Origin of the sequence: Streptomyces sp. 2131.1 (assembly GCF_900105515.1) — a bacterium.
GTDB lineage: Bacteria > Actinomycetota > Actinomycetes > Streptomycetales > Streptomycetaceae > Streptomyces > Streptomyces drozdowiczii.
Window position 1 is genome coordinate 3,629,768 of sequence record NZ_FNSY01000001.1, and the last position, 23,270, is coordinate 3,653,037.

Annotated in this window: 27 protein-coding genes; 16 read left to right on the forward strand and 11 right to left on the reverse strand. The window is 71.7% G+C overall.

Features of this window, described 5'->3' with window-relative positions; all coding sequences use genetic code 11:
• The first annotated feature begins 2 nt into the window (after nucleotides 1-2).
• The 3 genes from BLW14_RS16185 (at nucleotide 3) to BLW14_RS16195 (ending at nucleotide 3,251) form a co-directional block, all read left to right on the forward strand.
• Nucleotides 3-983 (forward strand): alpha-ketoacid dehydrogenase subunit beta, encoded by a 981-nt coding sequence (locus tag BLW14_RS16185; protein WP_018101959.1) that lies wholly within the window; start codon nucleotides 3-5, stop codon nucleotides 981-983.
• Between the two features lie 12 nt (nucleotides 984-995).
• On the forward strand, nucleotides 996-2,399 hold the full coding sequence (locus BLW14_RS16190) for a dihydrolipoamide acetyltransferase family protein (protein ID WP_093707976.1): 1,404 nt from the start codon (nucleotides 996-998) through the stop codon (nucleotides 2,397-2,399).
• 201 nt (nucleotides 2,400-2,600) lie between these two features.
• Nucleotides 2,601-3,251, forward strand: coding sequence for a DUF4232 domain-containing protein (locus tag BLW14_RS16195; protein WP_093707977.1), 651 nt, complete (start codon nucleotides 2,601-2,603; stop codon nucleotides 3,249-3,251).
• Nucleotides 3,252-3,322: 71 nt separating this feature from the next.
• Here BLW14_RS16195 and BLW14_RS16200 read toward each other — a convergent pair whose 3' ends face one another.
• Nucleotides 3,323-3,898: a TetR/AcrR family transcriptional regulator gene (locus BLW14_RS16200; RefSeq protein WP_093707978.1), complete on the reverse strand. Its 576-nt coding sequence runs from the start codon at nucleotides 3,896-3,898 to the stop codon at nucleotides 3,323-3,325.
• 87 nt (nucleotides 3,899-3,985) lie between these two features.
• Between BLW14_RS16200 and BLW14_RS16205 the strand changes: the two genes are divergently transcribed.
• The gene (locus BLW14_RS16205) at nucleotides 3,986-4,891 is read left to right on the forward strand and encodes an NADP-dependent oxidoreductase (RefSeq protein WP_093707979.1); all 906 of its coding nucleotides are present in this window, start codon (nucleotides 3,986-3,988) and stop codon (nucleotides 4,889-4,891) included.
• On the opposite strand, the gene BLW14_RS16210 is transcribed toward BLW14_RS16205, so the two are convergent.
• Nucleotides 4,846-5,358, reverse strand: a complete 513-nt coding sequence (locus BLW14_RS16210) for an ATP-binding protein (protein ID WP_093707980.1) — start codon at nucleotides 5,356-5,358, stop codon at nucleotides 4,846-4,848. The genes BLW14_RS16205 and BLW14_RS16210 overlap by 46 nt on opposite strands.
• 262 nt (nucleotides 5,359-5,620) lie before the next feature.
• Between BLW14_RS16210 and BLW14_RS16215 the strand changes: the two genes are divergently transcribed.
• From BLW14_RS16215 to BLW14_RS16225, 3 genes are read left to right on the forward strand one after another with little or no spacing between them, the layout of a single operon-like run.
• Nucleotides 5,621-6,472: a helix-turn-helix domain-containing protein gene (locus BLW14_RS16215; protein ID WP_256332803.1), complete on the forward strand. Its 852-nt coding sequence runs from the start codon at nucleotides 5,621-5,623 to the stop codon at nucleotides 6,470-6,472.
• Nucleotides 6,469-6,651, forward strand: coding sequence for a DUF397 domain-containing protein (locus BLW14_RS16220; RefSeq protein ID WP_093707982.1), 183 nt, complete (start codon nucleotides 6,469-6,471; stop codon nucleotides 6,649-6,651). Before BLW14_RS16215 ends, BLW14_RS16220 begins: the two co-directional genes overlap by 4 nt.
• 52 nt (nucleotides 6,652-6,703) lie before the next feature.
• Nucleotides 6,704-7,162, forward strand: coding sequence for a TIGR03618 family F420-dependent PPOX class oxidoreductase (locus BLW14_RS16225; protein ID WP_093707983.1), 459 nt, complete (start codon nucleotides 6,704-6,706; stop codon nucleotides 7,160-7,162).
• A 42-nt stretch (nucleotides 7,163-7,204) separates the two neighbouring features.
• Here the strand turns inward: BLW14_RS16225 and BLW14_RS16230 are convergent, their stop codons facing one another.
• The 3 genes from BLW14_RS16230 to BLW14_RS16240 form a co-directional block, all read right to left on the reverse strand.
• A complete protein-coding gene (locus BLW14_RS16230) occupies nucleotides 7,205-8,941 on the reverse strand; it encodes a GAF domain-containing SpoIIE family protein phosphatase (protein WP_093707984.1) in 1,737 nt (578 codons plus the stop codon).
• A 105-nt stretch (nucleotides 8,942-9,046) separates the two neighbouring features.
• The gene (locus BLW14_RS16235) at nucleotides 9,047-9,862 is read right to left on the reverse strand and encodes a DUF4097 family beta strand repeat-containing protein (protein ID WP_093707985.1); all 816 of its coding nucleotides are present in this window, start codon (nucleotides 9,860-9,862) and stop codon (nucleotides 9,047-9,049) included.
• A gap of 52 nt (nucleotides 9,863-9,914) precedes the next feature.
• A complete protein-coding gene (locus BLW14_RS16240; RefSeq protein WP_093707986.1) occupies nucleotides 9,915-10,322 on the reverse strand; it encodes an arsenate reductase ArsC in 408 nt (135 codons plus the stop codon).
• Between the two features lie 67 nt (nucleotides 10,323-10,389).
• On the opposite strand from BLW14_RS16240, the gene BLW14_RS16245 reads away from it, so the two are divergent.
• Together BLW14_RS16245 and arsB are read left to right on the forward strand one after the other, a co-directional pair.
• The gene (locus tag BLW14_RS16245) at nucleotides 10,390-10,698 is read left to right on the forward strand and encodes an ArsR/SmtB family transcription factor (RefSeq protein WP_093707987.1); all 309 of its coding nucleotides are present in this window, start codon (nucleotides 10,390-10,392) and stop codon (nucleotides 10,696-10,698) included.
• Entirely contained in the window at nucleotides 10,689-11,771 is a 1,083-nt protein-coding gene (gene arsB / locus BLW14_RS16250; RefSeq protein ID WP_093707988.1) for an ACR3 family arsenite efflux transporter, read from the forward strand. The genes BLW14_RS16245 and arsB overlap by 10 nt, the downstream gene beginning before the upstream one ends.
• A 25-nt stretch (nucleotides 11,772-11,796) precedes the next feature.
• Here the strand turns inward: arsB and BLW14_RS16255 are convergent, their stop codons facing one another.
• Nucleotides 11,797-12,291, reverse strand: coding sequence for a GNAT family N-acetyltransferase (locus tag BLW14_RS16255; protein WP_093707989.1), 495 nt, complete (start codon nucleotides 12,289-12,291; stop codon nucleotides 11,797-11,799).
• Nucleotides 12,288-12,668: an ArsR/SmtB family transcription factor gene (locus BLW14_RS16260; RefSeq protein WP_093707990.1), complete on the reverse strand. Its 381-nt coding sequence runs from the start codon at nucleotides 12,666-12,668 to the stop codon at nucleotides 12,288-12,290. The genes BLW14_RS16255 and BLW14_RS16260 overlap by 4 nt, the downstream gene beginning before the upstream one ends.
• 130 nt (nucleotides 12,669-12,798) lie before the next feature.
• On the opposite strand from BLW14_RS16260, the gene BLW14_RS16265 reads away from it, so the two are divergent.
• Nucleotides 12,799-14,169 (forward strand): FAD-dependent oxidoreductase, encoded by a 1,371-nt coding sequence (locus tag BLW14_RS16265; RefSeq protein WP_093707991.1) that lies wholly within the window; start codon nucleotides 12,799-12,801, stop codon nucleotides 14,167-14,169.
• Between the two features lie 299 nt (nucleotides 14,170-14,468).
• Here the strand turns inward: BLW14_RS16265 and eno are convergent, their stop codons facing one another.
• Nucleotides 14,469-15,749, reverse strand: a complete 1,281-nt coding sequence (eno, locus tag BLW14_RS16270; protein WP_093707992.1) for a phosphopyruvate hydratase — start codon at nucleotides 15,747-15,749, stop codon at nucleotides 14,469-14,471.
• Nucleotides 15,750-15,933: 184 nt separating this feature from the next.
• Between eno and BLW14_RS16275 the strand changes: the two genes are divergently transcribed.
• Nucleotides 15,934-16,356, forward strand: coding sequence for a MarR family winged helix-turn-helix transcriptional regulator (locus tag BLW14_RS16275; protein ID WP_018522162.1), 423 nt, complete (start codon nucleotides 15,934-15,936; stop codon nucleotides 16,354-16,356).
• Between the two features lie 53 nt (nucleotides 16,357-16,409).
• Here BLW14_RS16275 and BLW14_RS16280 read toward each other — a convergent pair whose 3' ends face one another.
• Together BLW14_RS16280 and BLW14_RS16285 are read right to left on the reverse strand one after the other, a co-directional pair.
• The gene (locus tag BLW14_RS16280) at nucleotides 16,410-16,958 is read right to left on the reverse strand and encodes a DUF1062 domain-containing protein (protein WP_093707993.1); all 549 of its coding nucleotides are present in this window, start codon (nucleotides 16,956-16,958) and stop codon (nucleotides 16,410-16,412) included.
• 273 nt (nucleotides 16,959-17,231) lie between these two features.
• Nucleotides 17,232-18,134, reverse strand: coding sequence for a D-alanyl-D-alanine carboxypeptidase family protein (locus BLW14_RS16285; RefSeq protein WP_177153997.1), 903 nt, complete (start codon nucleotides 18,132-18,134; stop codon nucleotides 17,232-17,234).
• Nucleotides 18,135-18,424: 290 nt separating this feature from the next.
• On the opposite strand from BLW14_RS16285, the gene BLW14_RS16290 reads away from it, so the two are divergent.
• The 4 genes from BLW14_RS16290 (at nucleotide 18,425) to BLW14_RS16305 (ending at nucleotide 21,340) form a co-directional block, all read left to right on the forward strand.
• Nucleotides 18,425-18,745, forward strand: a complete 321-nt coding sequence (locus BLW14_RS16290; protein ID WP_093707995.1) for a hypothetical protein — start codon at nucleotides 18,425-18,427, stop codon at nucleotides 18,743-18,745.
• A 23-nt stretch (nucleotides 18,746-18,768) separates the two neighbouring features.
• A complete protein-coding gene (locus BLW14_RS16295) occupies nucleotides 18,769-19,269 on the forward strand; it encodes a GNAT family N-acetyltransferase (protein WP_093707996.1) in 501 nt (166 codons plus the stop codon).
• A 71-nt stretch (nucleotides 19,270-19,340) separates the two neighbouring features.
• Complete coding sequence (locus BLW14_RS16300; RefSeq protein ID WP_093707997.1) at nucleotides 19,341-20,033, forward strand: GntR family transcriptional regulator; 693 nt, start codon at nucleotides 19,341-19,343, stop codon at nucleotides 20,031-20,033.
• On the forward strand, nucleotides 20,030-21,340 hold the full coding sequence (locus BLW14_RS16305; RefSeq protein WP_093707998.1) for an MFS transporter: 1,311 nt from the start codon (nucleotides 20,030-20,032) through the stop codon (nucleotides 21,338-21,340). The genes BLW14_RS16300 and BLW14_RS16305 overlap by 4 nt, the downstream gene beginning before the upstream one ends.
• A 73-nt stretch (nucleotides 21,341-21,413) precedes the next feature.
• On the opposite strand, the gene BLW14_RS16310 is transcribed toward BLW14_RS16305, so the two are convergent.
• Nucleotides 21,414-22,238 carry a maleylpyruvate isomerase family mycothiol-dependent enzyme gene (locus BLW14_RS16310; RefSeq protein ID WP_093707999.1) on the reverse strand — a complete coding sequence of 275 codons (825 nt, stop codon included), beginning with the start codon at nucleotides 22,236-22,238 and terminating at the stop codon, nucleotides 21,414-21,416.
• 178 nt (nucleotides 22,239-22,416) lie between these two features.
• On the opposite strand from BLW14_RS16310, the gene BLW14_RS16315 reads away from it, so the two are divergent.
• Nucleotides 22,417-23,202: a carbon-nitrogen family hydrolase gene (locus tag BLW14_RS16315; protein WP_093708000.1), complete on the forward strand. Its 786-nt coding sequence runs from the start codon at nucleotides 22,417-22,419 to the stop codon at nucleotides 23,200-23,202.
• Nucleotides 23,203-23,270: the final 68 nt, after the last annotated feature.

Below are 23,270 nucleotides of genomic sequence, written 5' to 3' on the forward strand. Positions count from 1 at the left end.
CCATGGCCGTGGAAAAGATGTCCCTCGCCAAGGCGCTCAACGAGTCGCTGCGCAAGGCCCTCGACACCGACCCCAAGGTCCTCATCATGGGTGAGGACGTCGGCAAGCTCGGCGGCGTCTTCCGGATCACCGACGGCCTCCAGAAGGACTTCGGCGAGGACCGCGTCATCGACACCCCGCTCGCCGAGTCCGGCATCGTCGGTACGGCGATCGGCCTGGCCCTGCGCGGCTACCGGCCTGTCGTCGAGATCCAGTTCGACGGCTTCGTCTTCCCCGCGTACGACCAGATCGTCACGCAGCTCGCGAAGATGCACGCCCGCGCGCTCGGCAAGATCAAGCTCCCCGTCGTCGTGCGCATCCCGTACGGCGGTGGCATCGGTGCCGTCGAGCACCACAGCGAGTCGCCCGAGGCGCTGTTCGCGCACGTCGCGGGCCTGAAGGTGGTCTCCCCCTCCAACGCGTCCGACGCGTACTGGATGATGCAGCAGGCCGTCCAGAGCGACGACCCGGTCATCTTCTTCGAGCCGAAGCGGCGCTACTGGGACAAGGGCGAGGTCGACACCGAGTCCATCCCCGGCGCGCTGCACGCGGCCGCCGTCGCCCGCACGGGCACGGACCTCACGCTCGCCGCGTACGGCCCGATGGTGAAGGTCTGCCTGGAGGCCGCCGCGGCCGCCCAGGAGGAGGGCAAGTCGGTCGAGGTCGTGGACCTGCGCTCGATGTCCCCCATCGACTTCGACACCATCCAGGCGTCCGTCGAGAAGACCCGCCGCCTGGTCGTCGTCCACGAGGCGCCCGTCTTCTACGGCTCCGGGGCCGAGATCGCCGCTCGCATCACGGAGCGGTGCTTCTACCACCTGGAGGCGCCCGTGCTTCGGGTCGGCGGCTACCACGCCCCGTACCCGCCGGCGCGGCTGGAGGAGGAGTACCTGCCGGGCCTGGACCGGGTGCTCGACGCCGTCGACCGCTCGCTGGCGTACTGAGGAGAGAGGAGCGTGACCACGATGACCGACACTTCCAACGCTGCTCGCTTCCGTGAGTTCAAGATGCCCGACGTGGGCGAGGGACTGACCGAGGCCGAGATCCTCAAGTGGTACGTCCAGCCCGGCGACACCGTCACCGACGGCCAGGTCGTCTGCGAGGTCGAGACCGCGAAGGCCGCCGTCGAGCTGCCGATCCCGTTCGACGGCGTCGTCCACGAACTGCGCTTCCCCGAGGGCACCACGGTCGACGTGGGCCAGGTGATCATCGCGGTGGACGTGGCGCCGGGGTCGGGCCCCGCCGCCGCGGAGCCCGAGGCCCCCGCTCCGGCCCCCGAGGCCGAGGCGCCCAAGGGCCGCCAGCCCGTGCTGGTGGGCTACGGGGTGGCCGAGTCCTCCACGAAGCGCCGGGCCCGCAAGGGCGCCGAGACCGCGCCCCCGGCGGCCGCCCCCGCTGCGGTCCAGGCCGAGCTGAACGGCCAGGGCACGGCAGCGGTTCCGGAGGCCCGTCCGCTGGCCAAGCCGCCGGTCCGCAAGCTCGCGAAGGACCTGGGCATCGACCTGGCGACGGTCACCCCGACCGGCGTGGGCGGTGTGATCACGCGCGAGGACGTGCACGCGGCGGCGACGCCGGAGACACCTGCGGTGCCTTCGGTGCCCGAGCCGTCCGTCGAGGCCCCGGCCCCCGTACAGGCCCCCGCTCCCGTCCCGGCCGGCGCCCGCGAGACGCGTATCCCGGTCAAGGGCGTGCGCAAGGCCATCGCCCAGGCGATGGTGGGCAGCGCGTTCACCGCCCCGCACGTCACCGAGTTCGTGACCGTCGACGTGACGCGCACGATGAAGCTCGTCGCGGAGCTGAAGGAGGACAAGGACATGGCGGGGGTGCGGGTCAACCCGCTCCTCGTCATCGCCAAGGCCCTCCTGGTCGCGATCAAGCGGAATCCCGGGGTCAACGCGGTCTGGGACGAGGCGAACCAGGAGATCGTCCAGAAGCACTACGTGAACCTGGGCATCGCCGCCGCCACTCCGCGCGGCCTGATCGTCCCGAACATCAAGGACGCCCACGACCAGACGCTGCCGCAGCTGGCCGGGTCCCTGGGCGAGCTGGTCGCCACGGCCCGGGACGGCAGGACGTCCCCGGCCGCGATGGCGGGCGGCACGGTGACCATCACCAACGTGGGCGTCTTCGGCGTCGACACCGGTACGCCGATCCTCAACCCGGGCGAGTCCGCGATCCTCGCGGTCGGCGCGATCAAGCTCCAGCCGTGGGTCCACAAGGGCAAGGTGAAGCCCCGTCAGGTGACCACGCTGGCCCTGTCGTTCGACCACCGTCTGATCGACGGCGAGCTGGGCTCCAAGTTCCTGGCGGACATCGCCGCGATCCTGGAGCAGCCGAAGCGGCTGATCACCTGGGCGTAGCCGGGTGTACGAGGGGCCCGCGCGAGGTTCGCGCGGGCCCCTCGTCATGTTCGTGGCAGCCCACGCCGGGCGGGACGACACGGTCCTCCTCCGGCTGTGTAACAAGGGTGTATTAGCCACCGGTTGGGCGCAACGCACCCCCGTCCCGGACGGTTCTTGCTGATCGGAAGCGTTCGCTCAACGGATACCGAGGACGAAACCATGCGCGCCCACAAGATCACCTTTGCCGCCCTGGTCGTCGCCGCGGGCCTCTCGCTCACGGCCTGCCAGAACGACGACGACGCCGCGGCGCAGACCGACCCGTCGTCCGTGACGACCGCGTCCCCGTCCAGCGGCGATTCGGGCTCCGACGGCTCGGACCCGGCCTCCCCCGAGGCGAGTCCCGGCGGGAAGGACACCTCTGCCGGGGCCGGGTCCGGCGAGAGCGGCAAGGCCGCCAAGTGCCGCACCGACGGGCTGAAGATCACCGCCATCGACAACTTCATCGACGGCGACCCGCAGGGGACCGTCGCGGTGGAGATGAAGAACAGCGGCGGACAGGACTGCGTGATCGCGGGATTCGCGGGCGTCGACCTCAAGACCGACTCGGGCACGCTGTCCGCCGAGCGCAAGGGGGAGCCCGGAGACCCGTACGTCCTCAAGTCCGGGAAGTCGATCGGCTTCTCCGTCACCTACCCGCTCAACGAGACGGGCGGCACCGGCGTCCGCATCACCGGGCTGGTGGTGACCCCGCCCAACGAGACGAAGTCGGTCACCCTCGCCTGGCCGGGCAAGCCCTCGCTGCCCGTCACGGACGGTTCCGGCGAGCCGGTGAGGGTCGGCCCGATCGGCAGCGCGGGCCAGGGCGGCTGAGCCGTACGTTCCGTGCCCGTGGGGGTCCCGCTCGATGCGGGGCCCCCACGTTCGTGTGCCGGCCGGGTTCCTCAGGTGGCCGTGGACTCCCAGGCGGCCTCGATCATCCCGAAGATCTCGTCCACCGCGGCCTCCGGGTCGGCCGCCTCGCGGGCCAGCGCGTGCGCGTCGACCACGAACCCGGCGATAGTCCGGCAGGCCGTCGCGGTCCGGGACAGCCCGGGGTCGGCGGCGATGGCCGCCGCCAGTGACTTCGCGTGCCGCAGCCTCATCGACTCCTCGTACTCCCGCAGGGAGGTCGATCCGTCGATCATGCGCCAGACGGGGGCGGCGCCGTCCGCCGTGCAGTGCCGGACCATCGCGTGCATCTCGCGGCGCAGCGCGGGCATGAGCGGTTCGTCCGGTGCGCGGCCGGTGACCGCCTGCGCGAGCCGGTGCTCGAAGTCGGCGTCCTGTTCGAACACGAGCGCCTCTTTCGAGGCGAAGTGGGAGAAGAGCGTGGTGACGGCCACGTCCGCCTCGGCGGCGATCTCCCGGATGCCCACCGCCTCGTATCCGCGTTCCAGGAAGAGCCGCAGCGCGGTGTCGGCGATCTTCTGGCGGGTCGCGGCCTTCTTGCGCTCGCGGCGCCCGGACTGCACGGTCATGCGCTCACGCTAGCAGGTACGTATCCGTAACAGCCTCGAAAAGCTAACCGTTTCGATACCCTAACCGTTAGTGTTACGGTCCCCGGCATGAAGAAAGTGAGCTTCGCCGAGTTCGGCGGCCCCGATGTCCTGCGCCTCATCGACGCCGAGGAGCCCCATGCGGGTCCCGGCCGGATACGGATCGCCGTGCGGGCGGCAGGGGTGAACCCCGTCGACTGGAGGGTCCGCGAGGGCCAGGTCCTGGGTGCCCATCCGACCGTGCTGCCCTCCGGCGTCGGGCTGGACGCCGCCGGGATCGTGGACGAGGTGGGTGAGGGCGTCGAGGGCGTGGAGACCGGCGACCGCGTGTTCGGCGAAGGCGCCGACACCTACGCGGAGTTCGCCGTGCTGTCGGCCTGGGCCCGGATGCCCGAGGGGCTGACGTTCGAGGAGGCGGCCGGGTATCCCTCCGTGGTGGAGACCGCCCTGCGCGTCATCGACGAGGTCGGCGTACGACCGGGCGAGACGCTGCTGGTGAGCGGGGCGTCCGGGGGCGTCGGGTCGGCGGTGCTCCAGATCGCCCGCGAGCGCGGCATCACGGTGATCGGCACGGCCGGGGCCGCGAACCAGGACTACCTGCGCGGTCTGGGTGCGCTCGCCACGACGTACGGGGAGGGCTGGGCCGGGCGGGTGCGGGGGCTCGGCCGGGTCGACGCGGCCCTCGATCTGGCCGGTTCGGGCGTGATCCCCGACCTCGTCGAGCTGACCGGGGACGCGCGCAAGGTCGTGACCATCGCCGACCTCGGCGCGCCGGAGCACGGTGTCCGGTTCTCCGGAGTGGCCGGGAGCGTGCCGGACGCGCTCGCCGAGGCCGTGGACCTCATCGCGCGAGGGCGGCTGCGCATCCCCGTCGAGAAGACGTACACCCTCGCCGAGGCCGCCCAGGCGCACATCGACAGCCAGGCCGGTCATACGCGTGGCCGGCGGGTGGTGGTGGTCCGGTCGGCCCCCTGAGCGGGGCTCGCGTCGAGCCGGTGCGGACCCCTCGGTGTCTCCGGCTGCCGTAGCGCGAGTTCGGCGAACACGGTCTTGCCGACGGTGCGCGGCTCGACGCCCCACCGGTCGGCGACCGCGTCCACGAGGGCGAGCCCGCGCCCGTAGCACTCGTCCCGGCCCGCCTCGCGGAGCCCCGGCAGCCGTTCCCCTCGCGGGTCGCTGACCTCGATACGGATGGCTCCGCCGGTGACGGTGAGATGGACCCGGAAGAGCCGGCCGCGCAGGCTGCCGTGGATGAGCGCGTTGGTCGCCAACTCGGATACGAGGAGCGCTACTTCGCCGGCGCGGTGGGGGTGCCCCCAGGCGGTGACGAGCCGCGCGGCGCGTCGCCGGGCGAGGGTGACGCTGCGGGCGGTGGGGGTGTAGTCGAGGCAGTCCTCGTGGAGCGGCGAGCTGTCCTCGGGGAGCGCTTGGGCTGCGGTCATGGGGGGCCTCTCCGGGTGGGGCGGTGGCATTGCCGCGGTGTGCCCGTGCGGGCAGGGCGGTGCGCTTCCGCTGCGCGGTGCCGTTACGTAACCGGCTCGACGCTGAACGTAGCGGTACCGGTGCCGGGGATACAAGGGCTCGGGACATATATTCCCCGTACGGGTGGCGCATGCGGATACAGTCCCAACTAGCTGCGACACTGGTCCCGTTCACCGGGAGGTCGATATGCAGGCATCTGGCAAGAGGGCGACAGGTAACCGGGTGTCGACGGTTCTCGGTCGACGCCTCGGCGGCGAGTTGCAGCGTCTGCGGGTGGCGGCCGGCAAGACACAGCGCGAAGCGGCGGAGGTCTTGAGCGCCACCCAGACCAAGGTGGTGAAGATGGAGAGCGGGTGGGTTCCCATGCGCGATCCGGACATCCGGGCGCTGTGCGCCTTCTACGGCGTTGAGGAGTCGCGACTTACCGCGCAGCTCCTGGAGCTGGCCAAGACGGACCGCGAGCGGCGGAAGGTCAAGGGATGGTGGGACGACGGCTTGGTGCCGGGTGCGGCGTCGTACATCGCCATGGAGGATGCGGCGATTCGTAACCGGCAGTGGCAACTCGCACTGATTCCCGGACTGTTCCAAACGCCTGAGTACATCCGGGCGATGGGCGTCGCCGACTCCATGTGGGAAGACTTGGACCAGATCGAAGCCGTGGTGTCGACCCGGGCCAGACGTCAGCAGCGGTTGCACGGTGAGCGCCCGTTGGTCATGCACGCGGTGATCTGGGAAGCTGCCCTGCGACAACTGGTCGGTGGGGCGGAAGTCATGAGGCGCCAGCTCAATCATCTGTGTGATCTGGCCGAACTGCCGAACGTGCACCTTCAGGTGCTTCCGTTCCGTGCGGGAGGGCACAGTGGCATCGGAGGACCGTTCAACATTCTGTCCTTCGGCGAGGATGAGGCACTGGACGTCGTCCACATGGATACGCCGCGCTCGGAGATCTGGATCGAGGACGCGGAACGTAGCGTGGCGTTTGTCGACATGTTCAACAGCCTGTCGCGTTCGGCCTTGGCGCCCTACGACTCGGTTCAGCTCATGCAGAGCATCGGCAAAGGAATGAGTGAGTGAAGGTGTTTCAGTTCGTCAAGTCCAGCTACAGCACGCTGGAGAAGGACTGTGTCGAGGTGGCCCGCAACGTGCCCGGTGCCGTCGCCGTACGCGACTCGAAGCGGGCCGCCGGGCCCGTCCTCGTACTCACCCCCACCGCGTGGAACGCGTTTCGGGCGTCGCTGTCCCGCCAGCCGTAAGGGCGGCCCCGGGCCCGGGAATCCCTTACGCGGATAGGGCGTTCAGCAGAGCATGACTCAACGTCCCGCGCCGCGCGCGCTGTCCGACGCCTCCTTGTCCGCCCTCCTGGAGGCGCAGCAGTTCGGCACGCTCGCCACCGTCAAGCGCAGCGGCCACCCCCATCTGACGACCATGCTGTACAGCTGGGACGCGGAGGCCCGCATCGCGCGGTTCTCGTCGACCGCCGACCGGGTCAAGGTCGGGCACCTGCGCCGCGACCCGCACGCGGCGCTGCACGTGCCGGGCGGGGACGTGTGGTCGTTCGCGGTGGCGGAGGGTACGGCCGAGGTTTCCGAGGTCACGGCCGTTCCGGGCGACGCGGTCGGGCGGGAACTGCTCGCCATGATCCCCTCGGACGCGCGGCCCGGGGACGAGGCGGCGCTCCTGGAACAGCTGGTGGCCGAGCGCCGGGTGGTCATCCGGCTGAAGGTGGACCGGCTGTACGGAACAGCTCTGGACGTCAACGGCTGACGGGGCCCGGGCCGGGCCATGGCCTCCCGGCGGGCTCGGCCGTCACCGTCCGCCCTGGGCGACCCGCACCGCGAGTACCGCCACGTCGTCGCGGCGGGGGATCTCCGCGAGGCCTGCGGAGACGGCTTCCAGGAGGAGGGGCAGGGGCGCGTCGCAGTGGCGGGCCAGTACCGAGGCCGTGTGCGCGGTGCCCGCGTCGATGTCCGCGTCGCGGCGTTCGACCAGGCCGTCGGTGTAAAGCAGGAGCACGCTGCCCGGCGGGAGTTCGCGGCTGTGGTCGTGGCGGGACGAGTCGTCCGACGTGCCGAGCAGGAGGAGGTCGTGGTCGGCCAGGGGTGAGACGCCCGACTCCGGGGCGTACAGGAGCGGCGGGGGGTGACCGGCGTTGGACCAGGTCAGGCGGTGGCGGCCCGCGTGGAGGTCGAGGCGGGCGTGGACCGCTGTGGCGCCGACGCCCAGCGGCAGGACGTCGATGGCCTTGTCGATGGCGTTGAGGGCGGCGGCGGGTGAGTGCGCCGGGTCGTCCAGGCTCGCCTGACGGAGCATGCTGCGGATCTGGCCCATCACGGTGGCGGCCCGGACGTCGTGGCCGATGACGTCACCGATCGAGATCATGAGGGCGGGCGGGGCGGCGGGCGGCGCCGTGGGCAGCGGATAGGCGTCGTACCAGTCGCCGCCCACCATGTCCTGGTCGGCGGCGGGCAGGTACAGGGCCGCCATCTCCAGCCCCGGCACGTCCGGCAGTTCGGTCAGCATCGCGGCCTGGAGCTGCTCGGCGGCACTGAGCCGGTTCGCCACGAAGCGGGTGCGCTCCACCGCCTGGCTCACGTACCCCGCCACCGTGGTGAGGACGGCCTCCTCGGTCGGCGCCATGACGTGCGGGTGGGACCAGCACCACGTCAGCACGCCGTGGCCGTTCGGCAGCGGGACGCACAGGACGGACTGGAGGCCCAGCGAGTCGTACCCGGCGACGGCCTCGGACCCGAAACCGGCCACGAGCGCCGCGCGGTCCGGTACGAAGACGGTGCGCTGTTCGCGCACGGCCAGGGCGCTGGGGAAGGCCGCGTCCCGGCCGAGACGGTCGATGGAGCTCTCCGCCGGGGACACGTCGTCCGGGTCGATGACCCGCCACAACCCCTGGCCGTCGGCCAGGAGCAGGCCCACGAAGGCGGGCTCCGCGGGGCCCTGGAACAGGCGGCGGAGGCGACGGGTGAGGTCCGTGAGGTCACGGGCATGGGCGAGTTCGACCGCGGCGCGCAGCAGGATGCCGGCATGGTCGCGGTCCCGCTGGAGCAGCTCCGATGCGATCCTCAGGCGCAGCTCCATCGAGCAGGCGGCGGTGAGGTCTTCGAGGTCGTGCAGCTCGTCCGCCGTCCACTCCCGGGGCCTGTGGTCGATGGCGCAGAGCGACCCGAGCACGCGTCCGTCGGCGTCGGTGAGCGGCATACCGGCGTACGCGATCACCTGGAGGTCGGGGATGGCGAAGCTGGTGCAGGTGCGGGGGTGCGCCCGGGTGTCGCTGAGGATGAGCGGCTTGCGGTCCGCGACGACGTGCTGGCAGAAGGAATGGCTCAGGGGAGTCTCGCGCCGGGCCGCCCACGGGCCGGAGAGCCCGATCATGCCGGGGAACACCTGCCGGTCGACCTCCAGCAGCGAGACCAGGGACACCGGGACGCGCAGGAGGCGCGAGACCAGCCTCGCGAACCGGTCCATGCCGGGATCGGCCGCTGCGGTCAGCCCCGCCAGCCGCAGTGCCTCGAGCCTCCCGGGGTCTCTCACCCCACGGCCTCCGTCCGGGCGGGGAGGGAAAGCCCGATGCCCACAAAGCGCATTTTATGAATATAAGGGGGATGGTCCACGATGTCCTGGTCTGAAGTGGCTCCCCTACCCCCGGTGGGCCTCCGTGTCGCCGTTGACCGTGCGCAGGGTCAGGCGGTGCGTGCGGTCCGAGGGCTCGGCGGCCGGGACGTCCGTGGTCGAGCGGCCGTTGACCGTCCGCGCGTCCGTCGCGTACGCGGGCGCGTCCGCCGGGAGGGACACACGCGCGGAGCCGTTGCGGGTCACGCCGTCGACCGTGTCCGGAGCGGTGGCGCACTGCACGTCGACGTCGCCGTTGACCGTCTCGGCGTCGATGCCGACGCCCCGGAGGCCGGTCGCGCGGACGGAGCCGTTCCGGGTGACCAGGTGCTGGCGGGCGCTCTTCGTCCCCGAGTCCTGCACGGTGACGTCACCGTTGACGGTGCTCAGGCTCAGCTCGCCGCGCACGTCGCTCACATCGATTCCGGCGTTGCGCGCCCGTACGGTGAGGGTGACGCCGGCGGGCACGCGTACGAGGGGCATGCCTCCGCAGTTCTCCTTGGCCCGGTCGTCGCCCTCGTCGCAGGGCAGGTCGAGGGTGTACGTGCCCCCGTCCCCGTCCCCGTGGGCCAGGACCGAGTCGTCCACCGTGACGTGGTCGCCGTCCGTCCCGACGACCCGGACACCGCCCTGGGTGGTGATGACGAGGCGGGTGTCCCGCGCGAGGGAGGCCGTCCGGAATTCCGCTCCCCCTGCGTCGTGCGCCGTTTCGTCCGCGCCGCCGTGACCGCAGGCGGTCAGGACCAGCAGGGGCAGCAGTGCGCATCCGGACCGGACCGCGCGTCCGGCGTGCCGGGTCTCCCGCCGGTTGCGGCGGCTCGCTTCGCTCCGCGATGAGGTCATGGAGGGCGTGTGCCCCGGAGGGCGGGGGTTCACCGGGGAGACCCGTGCCGCGTCAGGCGGGAGGGGCGATCTCCGTGATCAGGTTCTCGACGAGGGTCCGGATCTCGTCGCGGATCGGGCGTACCGCTTCGACGCCCCGGCCCGCCGGGTCGTCCAGCTTCCAGTCCAGGTAGCGCTTGCCGGGGAAGACGGGGCAGGTGTCGCCGCAGCCCATGGTGACGCACACGTCCGACTCGCGGACCGCGTCCACCGTGAGGATCTTGGGCGTCTCGGCGGAGATGTCGATGCCCACCTCGGCCATGGCCGCGACCGCGGCCGGATTGACGGCGGCACCCGGGGCGGAACCGGCCGAGCGGACCTCTACGCGGTCGCCGGCCAGGTGGGCGAGCCAGGCGGCGGCCATCTGGGAGCGGCCGGCGTTGTGGACGCAGACGAACAGGACGGACGGCTTGTCGGCCATGGTGGGCGGGCCCTCTTCTCGCTGGAGGCCATTACATCAGCGCGCGCTGATGTGACAGTATCAGCGCATGCTGACTTCAGTCGATCCTGATGTGATCCGGGCGCTGAGCGATCCGCTCCGGCTGCGGATCGTGAACCTGCTGGCGCGCGAGACGCTGTGCACGACCCATCTGGTCGAGGAGACCGGGGCCCGCCAGACCAACCTGTCGAACCACATGAAGGTGCTGCGCGAGGCGGGGATCGTGGAGACCGAGCCGTGCGGCCGCTACACCTACTACAGGCTCAGGCCCGAGGTGCTGGCCGGGCTCTCCGAGCAGTTCGCCGCGCTGGCCGCCTCGGCGCGCGGGGTCGGCGAGAACAAGCGGGCGTGTCCGTGACCGCCACGCACCCCTCGGTCGTCGGGAGGCTCTCCACCCTCGACCGCTACCTCGCCGTGTGGATCCTGCTGGCCATGGGCGCCGGGCTGGGCCTCGGCCGACTGGTCCCGGGCATGGGCGACGCGCTCGCGAGGATCGAGGTCGGCGGTGTCTCCCTGCCGATCGCGCTCGGCCTGCTGGTCATGATGTACCCGGTGCTGGCCAAGGTCCGGTACGACCGGCTCGACCGCGTCACGGGCGACCGCAGGCTGATGGTGTCGTCGCTGGTCGTCAACTGGCTCGTCGGGCCCGCCGTGATGTTCGCGCTGGCGTGGATCTTCCTGCCGGACCTGCCCGAGTACCGCACCGGCCTGATCATCGTCGGGCTGGCCCGCTGCATCGCCATGGTCATCATCTGGAACGACCTCGCGTGCGGCGACCGCGAGGCCGCGGCCGTGCTGGTCGCGCTCAACTCGGTGTTCCAGGTGGTCGCGTTCGGGCTGCTGGGCTGGTTCTACCTCGATCTGCTGCCGAGGTGGCTGGAGCTCGGCGACGGTCAGGGCCTGGACGTGTCCGTGGGGCACATCGCGCTCAACGTCGTCGTCTTCCTGGGCATCCCGCTGCTGGCCGGCTTCCTGACCCGCCGTGTCGGTGAACGCAGGCTGGGACGCGCCGATTACGAGGAGACGTTCCTGCCGCGCATCGGCCCCTGGGCGCTGTACGGGCTGCTGTTCACGATCGTCGTGCTGTTCGCCCTCCAGGGGCGGGCGATCACCTCGCAACCGCTGGACGTCGTCCGGATCGCGCTGCCGCTGCTCGTGTACTTCGCGCTGATGTTCTTCGGCACCTTCCTGCTCGGCAAGGGCCTCGGGCTCGCGTACGACCGGACCGCGACCCTGGCGTTCACGGCGGCCGGGAACAACTTCGAGCTGGCCATCGCGGTCGCCGTCGCCACCTTCGGCGTCACCTCCGGGCAGGCGCTGTCCGGGGTCGTCGGCCCGCTCATCGAGGTCCCGGTACTGATCGGCCTCGTGCGCGTCGCGCTCGCCTGGCGGCGGAGGTTCACGGCCGACGCGTTGGCGACGGCCCCCTGACCCCGGATGGGCGGCCGCCCGCGGGTCAGGTGATCGCGGGGCTGCGGCGCTCCACGAGGACGACGTCGCGCCAGACGCCGTGGTGGCGGCCGATTCGCTCCCGGGTGCCGATGACGCGGAAGCCGGCGCGCCGGTGCACGGCGAGGCTGGCGGTGTTCTCCGGGAAGATTCCGGACTGGACCGTCCAGATCCCGGCCCGGTCCGTGGAGTCGGTCAGCGCCCGGAGCAGCGCGGAGGCGACCCCGCGGCCCCGGGCGTCCGGGTGGACGTAGACGGAGTGCTCGACCACACCCGCGTACGCGCAGCGGTCGGAGACCCGGCTCGCCGCGACCCAGCCCAGCACCGTGCCCGCCCCGTCCAGGGCGGCGAAGCGGTGGCCGGGGAGTTTCGCGGTGTCGAACGCCGCCCAGGACGGGGCCTCGGTCTCGAAGGTGGCGTTGCCCTCGTCGATCCCCGCCCGGTAGATCGCGAGCACCTGCTCCGCGTACTGCGCCGTCAGGGGCTCGATCACCGGGCTCAACGGCTTCCTTCCGGGGCGGAGGGCCCCAGCAGGCGGCCCATGCCGGCCAGCACGGACGGCTCGACGCGGTAGTAGACCCAGGTGCCGCGCCGCTCGGAGGTGAGGAGCCCGGCCTCCTTCAGCTTCTTCAGGTGGTGCGAGACGGTCGGCTGCGAGACGCCGACATCCGAGATGTCGCACACGCACGCCTCGCCGCCCTCGTGCGAGGCCACGGCGGAGAACAGCCGGAGGCGGACCGGGTCGCCCAGCGCCTTGAACATCCGCGCCGCGGTCTCCGCCTCCTCGGCGGTCATCGGACGCTCGGTCAGCGGCGGGCAGCACGGCACCACGCCTCGGCCGTCGGCTTCCAGTAGCGGCAGCGCGTTCGTGTTCGACATGTGTCTATGTTGACACACTTCGAATCAGAGAGGGCTGATTCGATGGAGGTCTATGTTGACGGTTATCGATGCAAGTGCCACTCTGGTCCGTGTAGCCATCGACAGACGTCGAAACACGCAAGGAGTCGCCATGCACGCGCCCGCCGAGTTGCCCGTCGTCGTCATCGGGGCCGGTCCCACCGGCCTCGCCGCCGCCGCCCACCTGGCCGGCCGGGGCATCGAGCCCCTGGTTCTGGAAGCCGGGCCCCGGGCCGGTGCCGCCGTGCGCGCGTGGTCGCACGTGCGGCTGTTCTCCACCTGGGCGGAGGTCGTCGACCCGGCCGCCGAGAAGCTGCTCGCGCCCACCGGCTGGACCCGCCCCGACCCCGCCTCCTACCCCTCCGGCGGCGACTGGGCCGACCGCTATCTGGAGCCGCTCGCCGAAGTTCTCGGCGACCGCGTCCGCCTGGGAGCCACGGTCACCGGGGTCTCGCGCGCCGGCCGGGACCGCGTCGTCGACGCCGACCGCGAACGGCAGCCGTTCGTCGTCCGGTTCGTCCACGCCGACGGCCGTGAGGAGCAGCTGCTCGCCCGGGCCGTCATCGACGCTTCCGGCACCTGGGCCACGCCGTCCCCGGCCGGCGGCAGCGGCCTCCCCGCCCTCGGGGAACGGGCGGCGGCCGACCGGATCGGCTACCGGGTCCCGGACCTGAAGGACCCCGCGGTCCGCGCCCGGTACGCGGGCAGGCGCACCGCAGTCATCGGTTCCGGGGCCTCCGCCTTCACCGCCCTCGCGTACCTCGCGGACCTGGCGAAGTCCGATGACGGTGCGGGGACGCACGCCACGTGGATCCTGCGGCGCGGGCTCTCCGGCTCCACCTTCGGCGGCGGCGCCGCGGACCAGCTGCCCGCACGCGGTGCCCTGGGCCTCGCGGCGAAGGCCGCCGTGGAGGAGGGGTACGCGGACGCGGTCACCGGTTTCCGCACCGAGGCCGTCGAGCGGGACGCCGAGGGCCGCGTGGTCCTGGCCGGTGAGGACGGGCGCCGCCTGGACGCCGTGGACGAGGTGATCGTGCTGACCGGGCTCCGCCCGGACCTGTCCTTCCTGGGCGAACTCCGCCTGGGCCTGGACGAACGCCTCCAGGCGCCCACCGCCCTCGCCCCGCTCATCGACCCGAACCAGCACTCCTGCGGGACGGTCTACCCCCACGGCCACCGCGAGCTCTCGCATCCCGAGCCGGGCGTCTACCTGGTCGGCATGAAGTCCTACGGCCGGGCGCCGACCTTCCTCGCGATGACCGGCTACGAGCAGGTCCGCTCGGTCGCCGCAGCCCTGGCGGGTGACACGGAGTCCGCCGACCGCGTCGAGCTCACGCTGCCGGAGACCGGTGTGTGCGGCGGCGCGGGACTGTTCGACGCCCCGGCCGGGAACGAGGCGGACGGCGGCGGCTGCTGCGCGCCCGCCCCGCAGCTCGTCCGGCTCGGGGCGCCCGCTCAGGCGGAGGGCTGCTGCGGCTCGTGACGGGACCCGTACGGCAGGATCCAGCGGCGTCGGTCCAGCGGGCGCGCGAGGAGCCCGAGGTCCGAACCGCCGCGGTCAGCGGCCGTTCCCGCGGCCCCCCGTGAACGCCGAGACGATCCAGACCACCAGCAGGGCCAGAAAGACGACGACGATGATCGTGGGAAGCGCTGACATCCTGGTCCCCCTCGGGGTCGGGTGGCCGTAACTCCCATGGCGCACGGGGCTCATGGGGCTCACGGGGCCGGGGCCGACCGGATGTTACGCGCCTGCGGCGAGGGCCGCCAGGGTTCCGGCAGGCCCTACCGGGCGCGCAGCGCCTCCGCCCCCGCGTACCTCGCGCCCGCCCCCAGCTGCTCCTCGATGCGGATCAGCTGGTTGTACTTCGCGGTGCGGTCGGACCGGGACAGGGAGCCCGTCTTGATCTGGCCGCAGCCCGTGGCGACGGCGAGGTCCGCGATCGTGGTGTCCTCCGTCTCGCCGGAGCGGTGGGACATGACGACCGTGTAGCCCGCGCGGTGGGCGGTGGAGACGGTGGTCATCGCCTCCGTCAGCGTGCCGATCTGGTTGACCTTCACCAGGATCGAGTTGGCGACGCCGGATGCGATGCCCTCGCGGAGCAGGGTGTCGTTGGTGCAGAACACGTCGTCGCCGGTGAGCTGGCAGCGGTCGCCGACACGGGCGGTAAGTTCGCGCCAGCCGTCCAGGTCGTCCTCGGCCATCGCGTCCTCGACCGAGACGACCGGGTAGGCGTCGATCAGCTTCACCAGGTAGTCAGCGTGCTCCGCCGGGGTGCGGCGTACGCCCTCGCCCGCGTAGTCGTACACGCCGTCGCGGAAGAACTCCGACGTCGCCGGGTCCATGACCAGGCCGATGTCCGTGCCGGGCCGGTACCCGGAGCGCTCGACGGCGGCCACGACGAAGTCCAGCGCCTCCTCCGCCGTACGGAGGGACGGCGCGAAGCCGCCCTCGTCGCCGACGCCCGTGGAGTGGCCGGCGGCGAGCAGGTCGCCGCGCAGGGTGTGGAAGATCTCCGAGCCCATGCGGACCGCCTCGGCGAAGGTCTCCGCGCCGATCGGGGCGATCATGAACTCCTGGAAGTCCAGCGGATTGTCCGCGTGGGCGCCCCCGTTGACGATGTTCATCATCGGTACGGGCAGCAGCCGGGCGTCCGAACCGCCCAGGTAGCGGTAGAGCGGCAGGCGGTGCGCGGCGGCGGCGGCCTTGGCGGCGGCCAGGGAGACGCCCAGGATCGCGTTGGCGCCCAGCCGGGACTTCGTGGCGGTGCCGTCCGCCGCGTCGAGGGCGGCGTCCAGCCCGGCCTGGTCCTCCGCGTCCCGGCCGATGACGGCCTCGGTCAGCTCGGTGTTGACGTGGTGCACGGCCCGGTCGACGCCCTTGCCGTGCCAGCGGGTGGGGTCGCCGTCGCGCAGTTCGACGGCCTCGCGGGCGCCGGTGGAGGCGCCGGAGGGGACCGCGGCGCGGCCGAGCGAGCCGTCCGACAGCTCCACGTCCACCTCGACGGTGGGGTTGCCCCGGCTGTCCAGGACGCGGCGGCCGGTGACGGAGGTGATGGCGGTCATGGAAGTGGTCCTTCCCGTTGTCGCGTGCCGCGGTCCGGCTGCGACGACGGTGGCGCGGGACCCGGCGACGCAACTCTACAGCAATGCTGTTCAGCGCGGCTGTTTAGCCGTGCTGTTCAGTTTGGCTGTTCAGGTCTGCTGCGCAGTCCATCGGCCTGATTCCGCCCCCGCGCTAAAGTGCGGTATGCCCCTCCCGGAATCCGCCTCCATCGCCGCCGAGCTGCGCACAGCGATGGGCAAGCTCACCCGCCGTGTGAAGCTTGAGGACCAGATGCCGCTAGGCCAGGTGGCCGTCCTCGGCGAGCTGGACCGCAACGGCGCCCTGACGACCAGCGAGCTCGCCGCCAACCAGCGGGTGCGGCCGCAGTCCATGGCGCGGGCCGTCGGACTGCTCATGGACCAGGGGCTGATCACGCGCCGCGCCCATCCCACCGACGGCCGCAAGAGCCTCGTCGAGCTGTCGGGCGCCGGGCGCACGCTCCTGGAGGAGGAGCGGGACCGCCGCGCCGACTGGCTCGCCCGCGCGATCGACGCGGAACTGAGCGAGGAGGAGCGGGAGTTGCTGGCACGCGCGATCGGGCTCGTCGGACGGCTGGCGGCGCACTGACGGTGGTACGGGTGGTGCGGGGGCCGGTCCGCCGGGGGCCGGCCCCCGCCGCCTCACCGCTTCAGCAGGAAGCCGAAGGCGCCGGACGTCCGGCCGGTCAGGCGCGTAGCCGAGACGAGCTTCCCCTCGGCCAGCAGGCGTTCCGCCTCGGCCCGTGAGAGGCCGAAGCCGTCCGCGACCAGGCGCAGCGGACGGACCGGTATCCGGGCCCCGAAGCGGACCGACACGTCGATCGCCTCGTGGTCCGGGAGGGCGTCGCCCCCGGTGTCCAGGCGCCACGCGCCCGTCCAGTCGAGGGCCACATGGTTGCGGCGCCGGATCACGCCGTCCTGGAGGAGTTCGCCCGCCAGGGCCGGGTCGTTGGCGTGCATCCGGTCCAGCAGCTCAGGGCGTACGGAGCGGACGTGCGCCCGCTCCAGGACCGTGAGCTTCGTGGTGTCCCCGCACCCCGTGCAGAGCGCGAGGAGCCAGGCGTCGAGCAGCTTGTGGTTCGCGTTGACACGGAACTTGCCGTGCGGGCGGAAGCTGCCGGACGCGCACGCGTGGCAGCGGCGCAGGACGAGGGGCAGGCGTGTGGGCACGACGGCCCAATGGGTGAGCACAGGAGTACACCGGTTTCAGTGTGAGAAATCCGCAGCAGGAAGCAGCGCGGCGCACAACGGGCGCGACGCGCGACAGATCAGCAGTGGGGAGGTCTCACGCGATGTACAACGGAACGCCCTTCCGGCGGACGGCAGATGCGGGGCCGCGCCGCGAACGGCGGGGCCCGGCTGGACGGTAGCGGCGCCGGCCGGTGGGCCGCCACCGGATTTCGGCCGGACACGCGAAGGGCCCCGCACGGGTTGGTGTGCGGGGCCCTTCCTCGTACAAGAGGGTTACTTCTTGAAGCCGTAGTCCATCAGCTTCTTCGCGTCCGCCGTGCGGTTCGCCTCGGACGACGAGGTGAGGACCGTGCCGATCACCGTCTTGCCCTTGCGGGTCGCGGCGAAGACCAGGCAGTACTTGGCCGCCGGGCCGGAGCCCGTCTTCACGCCGATCGCGCCGCTGTACGAGCTCAGCAGCTTGTTCGTGTTGGTCCACGCCATGTAGCGGTAGCCACCGCTCTTCGTCGTGACCTTCTGCTTCGTCGACTTCGTCTTCACGACCGTGCGGAACGTGGAGTACTTCATCGCGCTGCTCGCGAGCTTCGTCAGGTCGCGCGGGGTCGAGTAGTTGGACCCGTTCCCTATGCCGTCGAACGAGTCGAAGTGCGTGTTCTTCAGGCCCAGCGTCTTGGCCGTGCTGTTCATCTTGCCGATGAACGACTTCACCCGCGCCGCACGCGTCGAACCGGAACCGAACTTGTCGGCCAGCGCGTAGGCGGCGTCGCAGCCCGACGGCAGCATGAGGCCGTAGAGCAGCTGGCGGACGGTGACCTTGTCGCCCACGATCAGACGCGCCGAGGACGCGCCCTTGGAGACGATGTAGTCGCTGTACGCCTTCTGGATCGTGACCTTGGAGTCCAGGTTCAGGCCCTTCTGGGCCAGCACCACGCGGGCGGTCATGATCTTCGTCGTCGAACCGGTGGAGCGGCGGGTGTCCGCGGCCTTGCTGAACAGCGTCTTTCCGGTGCCGTTGTTCATCACGAAGCCGCCCTTGGCGACGATCGAGGGCGCCTTGGGTGCGGCGGCGGCCTGTGCCGTGGAGGCGAACGCGCCGCCCGCGATCAGGGCGCCCGTCGTGAGGGCCACCGTGGCGGTTGCGGATCCGCGCCTTATGCCCTTAATGCCGAGTTTCAACTTAAACGCTCCAAATGCACCTGGAATGCGGCCACATGAGGGTGCCGCGCGCTGATAAGACGACTGACCGCGCCTCTTGGTTGTAATCCATGCGGGGGTGATTTTTTACGACATCCGGGCCCGGGGAACGGGCTTTCGGCTTCCGCGAGGCGATCTCACCCCGTGACCAGGGGCTAACATCGGCGTCACATCCGAGCCCCGGTGCGCGAGGTACGGCACGGGGATCGGCGAGCCGGCCCGACGTACCGCGACGACAGGTGCGCCGAGCGCCCCAGAGGCCGGAGGTATCCGTGGACGATGTCGTACGTGCGCAGGAGTCCGTCAGGGCATATGGCGAGCTCCTCGCCCTCGCCGAGCGTCTCGAGACGCTGCGGCAGTTGGGGGAGGACGGCGTCGAGGCGCACACGACGGCCGCGCTGCACGCGGTCCGGTTCGCCGCGACGATCCTGTGGCGGACCGTGCCCGACGTGCCGTCGCCGGACTACCGCCAGGACGACGAGCGCCTGCTCGAACTGGCCGCGCACTGGCGCGAGGCGGCACTCGGACTCGGCGAGTTCGCCCCGCAGCGCCCCACGTTGCGGCTGGTGGAAAACGACGGGCCCTCCGCCTAGGGGCCGGTATAGCGTCCCTCGGCATGACGCCTTCCCTGCGCAGCGAACGCCTGCTGCTCGAACCGTACGTGCCGGCCGACGAGGAGGACTTCGTCGCCCTCTTCGGTGACGAGCGGGTCTCCCGCCACATGGGCGACGGCCCCGAACCCGAGGACAGCACCCGCGCCCTCTTCGCCCGCGTCTTCACGCACGTGTACGAGCCGGCGGCCTTCGACGTCTGGGCCGTGCGCCGGGACGGGGAGTTCGTGGGCCACGCCGAGATCAAGCCGTCGAAGGCCGTCGAGGGCCATGAGCTGATCTACGCCCTCGCGCACGGGGCGTGGGGGCAGGGCCTCGGCACCGAACTCGCGCGCAGAATCGTCGCGTACGGCTTCGAGACGCTGGGCCTGGAGCAGGTGTACGCGACCGTGGCGGAGCCGAACGCGGCCTCGCGGGCGGCCCTGCGGAAGGTGGGCTTCCGGCACGTCAGGGACATCACCGAGGAGGACGGCAGCACGACCGTTCTCCTGGTCTGCGGGCGGTAGCGCACCGGCTCCGCCGCTCACATCGTGGACGCGGGCGGTGCTTGCGTGCATGTTGTATCTATGCTGTACGCATGTCAGCCCCCGCCCCCGCCACGTCCCCCGGACCCGCCGTCGTCCCCCCGCCCGCGAAGCAGCCCCCGGCCGCCGAGCGCGTCTACGCACACGTCAAGGACGCGGTCCTGGACCGCCGCTACGAGGGCGGCACCCTGCTGACCGAAGGCGGCCTCGCCGAGGCCGTGGGGGTCTCGCGCACCCCCGTGCGCGAGGCGCTGCTGCGCCTGGAGGTCGAGGGGCTGATCAAGCTCTACCCGAAGAAGGGCGCCCTGGTGCTCGCCGTCTCCGCGCAGGAGATCGCGGACGTCGTGGAGACCCGGCTGCTCGTCGAGGAGTTCGCCGCCCGCAAGGCCGTGCCCGCGTCCCCGCAGCTGATCAGCCGGCTGGAAGGGCTCCTGGAGGAGCAGCGGCGGTTCTCCGAGGCCGGCGACCTGGCCACCGTCTCCGTGAAGGACCGCTGCTTCCACGCGGAGATCGTCCGCCACGCGGGCAACGAGATCCTCTCCCGACTCTACGACCAGCTCCGCGACCGCCAGCTGCGGATGGGCGTCGCCGTCATGGAGGCCCACCCCGACAGGATCGCCGCCAACATCGCGGAGCACAGCGAGCTGCTGGAGGCGATCAGAGCCGGTGACGCGGAAGGCGCCGCCCAGGTCGTGCGCCGCCACGTCGGCCGCGTCAAGGTGCTGGTCAGGGGTGAGGACCGGTGAGTTCCGCCGCCGCCCCCACCCTGCCCCTGCCCGGTGACCCGCCCGGCGGCCGGCGTGCCGTCAGGATCTGGGGCATCGGCGTCGCCGTCTACTTCGTCGCCATCATCTTCCGGACCAGCCTCGGCGTCGCCGGACTCGACGCCGCCGACCGGTTCGACGTCAACGCCTCGGCGCTCTCCACCTTCTCGATCCTCCAGCTGCTCGTCTACGCGGGCATGCAGATACCCGTCGGCCTGATGGTCGACCGGCTCGGCACCAAGCGGGTCCTCACCCTCGGGGCCGTCCTGTTCACCCTCGGCCAGCTCGGCTTCGCGCTCTCCCCCTCGTACGGCACGGCGCTCGCCTCCCGCGCGCTGCTGGGCTGCGGCGACGCGATGACGTTCATCAGCGTGCTGCGGCTGGGCTCGCGCTGGTTCCCGGCCCGGCGCGGACCGCTGATCAGCCAGGTCGCCGCCCTCTTCGGGATGGCGGGGAACCTGATCTCGACGCTCGTCATCGCCCGCGCCCTGCACGGCTTCGGCTGGACCACCACCTTCGTCGGCAGCTCGCTGGCCGGAGTCGTGGTGCTGGTGCTGCTCCTGCTCTTCCTGAAGGACCACCCCGAGGGATACGAGCCGCCCCCCGTGCAGCACGCCGGCGGCACGTACGTGCGCAAGCAGATCGCCGCCGCCTGGCGGGAGCCCGGCACCCGTCTGGGGATGTGGGTGCACTTCACGACACAGTTCCCGGCCATGGTGTTCCTGCTGCTGTGGGGCATGCCGTTCTTGGTCGAGGACCAGGGGCTCGGCCGGGGGACCGCCGGTGAGCTGCTGACCCTGGTGGTGCTCTCCAACATGACGCTGGGGCTCGTCTACGGGCAGATCATCGCCCGCCACCAGACGGCCCGGGTCCCGCTCGCGCTGGGCACGGTCGGCACGACGGCCGCGCTGTGGGCCGCGGCGGTCTTCCACCCCGGGGACCACGCGCCCATGTGGCTGCTGGTCGTCCTGTGCCTGGTGCTCGGGGCGTGCGGACCCGCCTCGATGATCGGCTTCGACTTCTCCCGCCCGGCCAATCCGCCGGAGCGCCAGGGCACCGCGTCCGGCATCGTCAACATGGGCGGCTTCGTCGCCTCGATGACCACGCTGCTGGCCGTCGGCGTGCTGCTGGACGCGACCGGCGACAACTACCGGGTGGCGTTCTCGTCCGTCTTCTTCCTGGAGGCGCTGGGCATCGCGCAGATCCTGCGGCTGCGCGTGAAGGCCGCGCGCCGGGAGCGCGAGTACCACGTGGTCAGCCGGGTGGAGGCCGTGCACGTGCCCGCCTGACCGGTCCGGAAACGCGGCGCGCCCGTCCCCCTCGTGGGGGCGGGCGCCGCTGTGAGCCGGGGTGCCGGCGCCGTTACGGGGTGACGGCGAAGTGCTGGAGGATGGAGTCGGCCAGCTCCTGGTCGCCCTCGGCCTTGATCCGGTCCGCGACCGCGGCGGGCCGCACCCGCCCGCAGGCCAGCCGTACGTATGTCTCCCAGTCCATGGACAGCGTCACGACCGGCCCGAGCGACGGGGCGACGTCCAGCGAACCGCGCCCGTCGGCGTCGACCCGTACCGTACGCATGAACTCCAGTGGCCCGTGCACGTCCAGCACCACCGCCGAGTTGACCGGCGCGCCCGCGCTCTTGGCGACCACCTTCGGCAGCCCGAGGAGCAGGATGTCGCGGGCGACCACGGCGCCGGGGGAGTCCAGGTTGCCGGGCTTGCCCAACGTCGTACGCAGGTCCTGCTCGTGCACCCAGACGTCGAACGCGCGCATCCGCAGCGCGGTCTCCAGGGTCTGTTCGGCGCCCAGCGGCGCCCGCACCTTCGTCTCCGGGTCACGCGTCTCGTTGCGCAGCTGCCGGGAGCGGCGAATGATCGTGTACTCCAGCTCGGAGGTCATCTCCGGCGCGGTGTGGTGACGCCTGACGTCGACCTGCATCTCCATGTAGCGGGCGAAGTCGCTCTGCACGTGGAAGAGGTCGCGTGGCAGGGTGTGGATCGGCCGCGGGTCGCCGAGCTGTTCGCACTCCATGCCGATGATGTGCGACACGATGTCGCGCACGGACCAGTTGGGGCAGGGCGTACGGCCGTTCCACTCCCCCTCGGCGAGCGGGCTCACCAGCTCGGCTATCGACTCGATGGAGTGGGTCCAGGCGTCGGCGTAGGTCTGGAGGCTGGGATGGACGGTCACGGGACCCCTCGTGCGGTTCTGCGGTGCATGGGCAACTGGGCGCGGACGGTCGGGCTGCGGCTGTGAGCGGCGATGAGGTTCGGTGGCTAAGTTACGCTGCGAGCAGGCACCCCGGCAGTGCTTTCGTGTGACGATCGTAGGCCCGTGTTGACGGCTCGAATGCCAGGACGGTGGTAGTGTGCGCGCCTCCCTCATCCAGATCGCAGTAGACCCGGACGAACCCGTCGAATCCCGCAGGCAGCGTGCCGCTTCCCTGGTCGTGGCCCAGCGGGGCGCCGATCTGGTGGTGCTTCCCGAGCTGTGGCCGGTGGGGGCCTTCGCGTACACGGCGTTCGAGGACGAGGCCGAGCCCCTGACGGGCCCCACGCACGAGGTGATGGCCAAGGCCGCGGCGGAGGCCGGGGTCTGGCTGCACGCCGGCTCCTTCGTCGAACGGGCCGCCGACGGCACCCTCTACAACACGACCCTCGTCTTCTCCCCCGAGGGCGAACGGGCCGCCTCCTACCGCAAGATCCACCGCTTCGGCTTCGACCAGGGCGAGGCGGTCATGATGGGCGCCGGTGAGGACTTGGTGGCCGTTCCCCTCCCGGAGACCACGCTCGGCCTCGCCACCTGCTACGACCTCCGCTTCCCCGAGCTGTTCCGGGGGTTGGTCGACGCCGGCGCCGAGACCCTGGTCGTCGCGGCCGGCTGGCCCGAGCGCCGCCGCGCCCACTGGACCCTGCTCGCCCGGGCGCGCGCCGTCGAGAACCAGGCGTACGTGCTGGCCGTCGGCTCCGCCGGCACCCACGCGGGCGTCCAGCAGGCCGGGCACTCCCTCGTCGTCGACCCCTGGGGCGAGGTGCTCGCGGAGGCGGGCGCCGGCGAGGAGGTGCTGACCGTGGAGCTGGACCCGGCCAAGGTCGCCACGGTGCGCGAGCAGTTCCCGGCCCTGAAGGACCGGCGGCTGGGCCGGACCCCGTAGAGGGACCATGCACGCCGAAGGGCCCGTGTTTCACGTGAAACACGGGCCCTTCGGCGTGCGTGGCGCGG

Bases quoted from the DNA above. Each gene is read 5' to 3' on its own strand.
- BLW14_RS16265 (WP_093707991.1), top strand. From the start codon at position 12,799: ATGCACGCGCCCGCCGAGTTGCCCGTCGTCGTCATCGGGGCCGGTCCC.
- BLW14_RS16260 (WP_093707990.1), bottom strand. From the start codon at position 12,668: ATGTCGAACACGAACGCGCTGCCGCTACTGGAAGCCGACGGCCGAGGC.
- BLW14_RS16185 (WP_018101959.1), top strand. From the start codon at position 3: ATGGCCGTGGAAAAGATGTCCCTCGCCAAGGCGCTCAACGAGTCGCTG.
- eno (WP_093707992.1), bottom strand. From the start codon at position 15,749: ATGACCGCCATCACCTCCGTCACCGGCCGCCGCGTCCTGGACAGCCGG.
- BLW14_RS16300 (WP_093707997.1), top strand. From the start codon at position 19,341: ATGTCAGCCCCCGCCCCCGCCACGTCCCCCGGACCCGCCGTCGTCCCC.
- BLW14_RS16225 (WP_093707983.1), top strand. From the start codon at position 6,704: ATGACTCAACGTCCCGCGCCGCGCGCGCTGTCCGACGCCTCCTTGTCC.
- BLW14_RS16210 (WP_093707980.1), bottom strand. From the start codon at position 5,358: ATGACCGCAGCCCAAGCGCTCCCCGAGGACAGCTCGCCGCTCCACGAG.
- BLW14_RS16235 (WP_093707985.1), bottom strand. From the start codon at position 9,862: ATGACCTCATCGCGGAGCGAAGCGAGCCGCCGCAACCGGCGGGAGACC.
- BLW14_RS16205 (WP_093707979.1), top strand. From the start codon at position 3,986: ATGAAGAAAGTGAGCTTCGCCGAGTTCGGCGGCCCCGATGTCCTGCGC.
- BLW14_RS16195 (WP_093707977.1), top strand. From the start codon at position 2,601: ATGCGCGCCCACAAGATCACCTTTGCCGCCCTGGTCGTCGCCGCGGGC.
- BLW14_RS16200 (WP_093707978.1), bottom strand. From the start codon at position 3,898: ATGACCGTGCAGTCCGGGCGCCGCGAGCGCAAGAAGGCCGCGACCCGC.
- BLW14_RS16240 (WP_093707986.1), bottom strand. From the start codon at position 10,322: ATGGCCGACAAGCCGTCCGTCCTGTTCGTCTGCGTCCACAACGCCGGC.
- BLW14_RS16295 (WP_093707996.1), top strand. From the start codon at position 18,769: ATGACGCCTTCCCTGCGCAGCGAACGCCTGCTGCTCGAACCGTACGTG.
- BLW14_RS16275 (WP_018522162.1), top strand. From the start codon at position 15,934: ATGCCCCTCCCGGAATCCGCCTCCATCGCCGCCGAGCTGCGCACAGCG.
- BLW14_RS16245 (WP_093707987.1), top strand. From the start codon at position 10,390: ATGCTGACTTCAGTCGATCCTGATGTGATCCGGGCGCTGAGCGATCCG.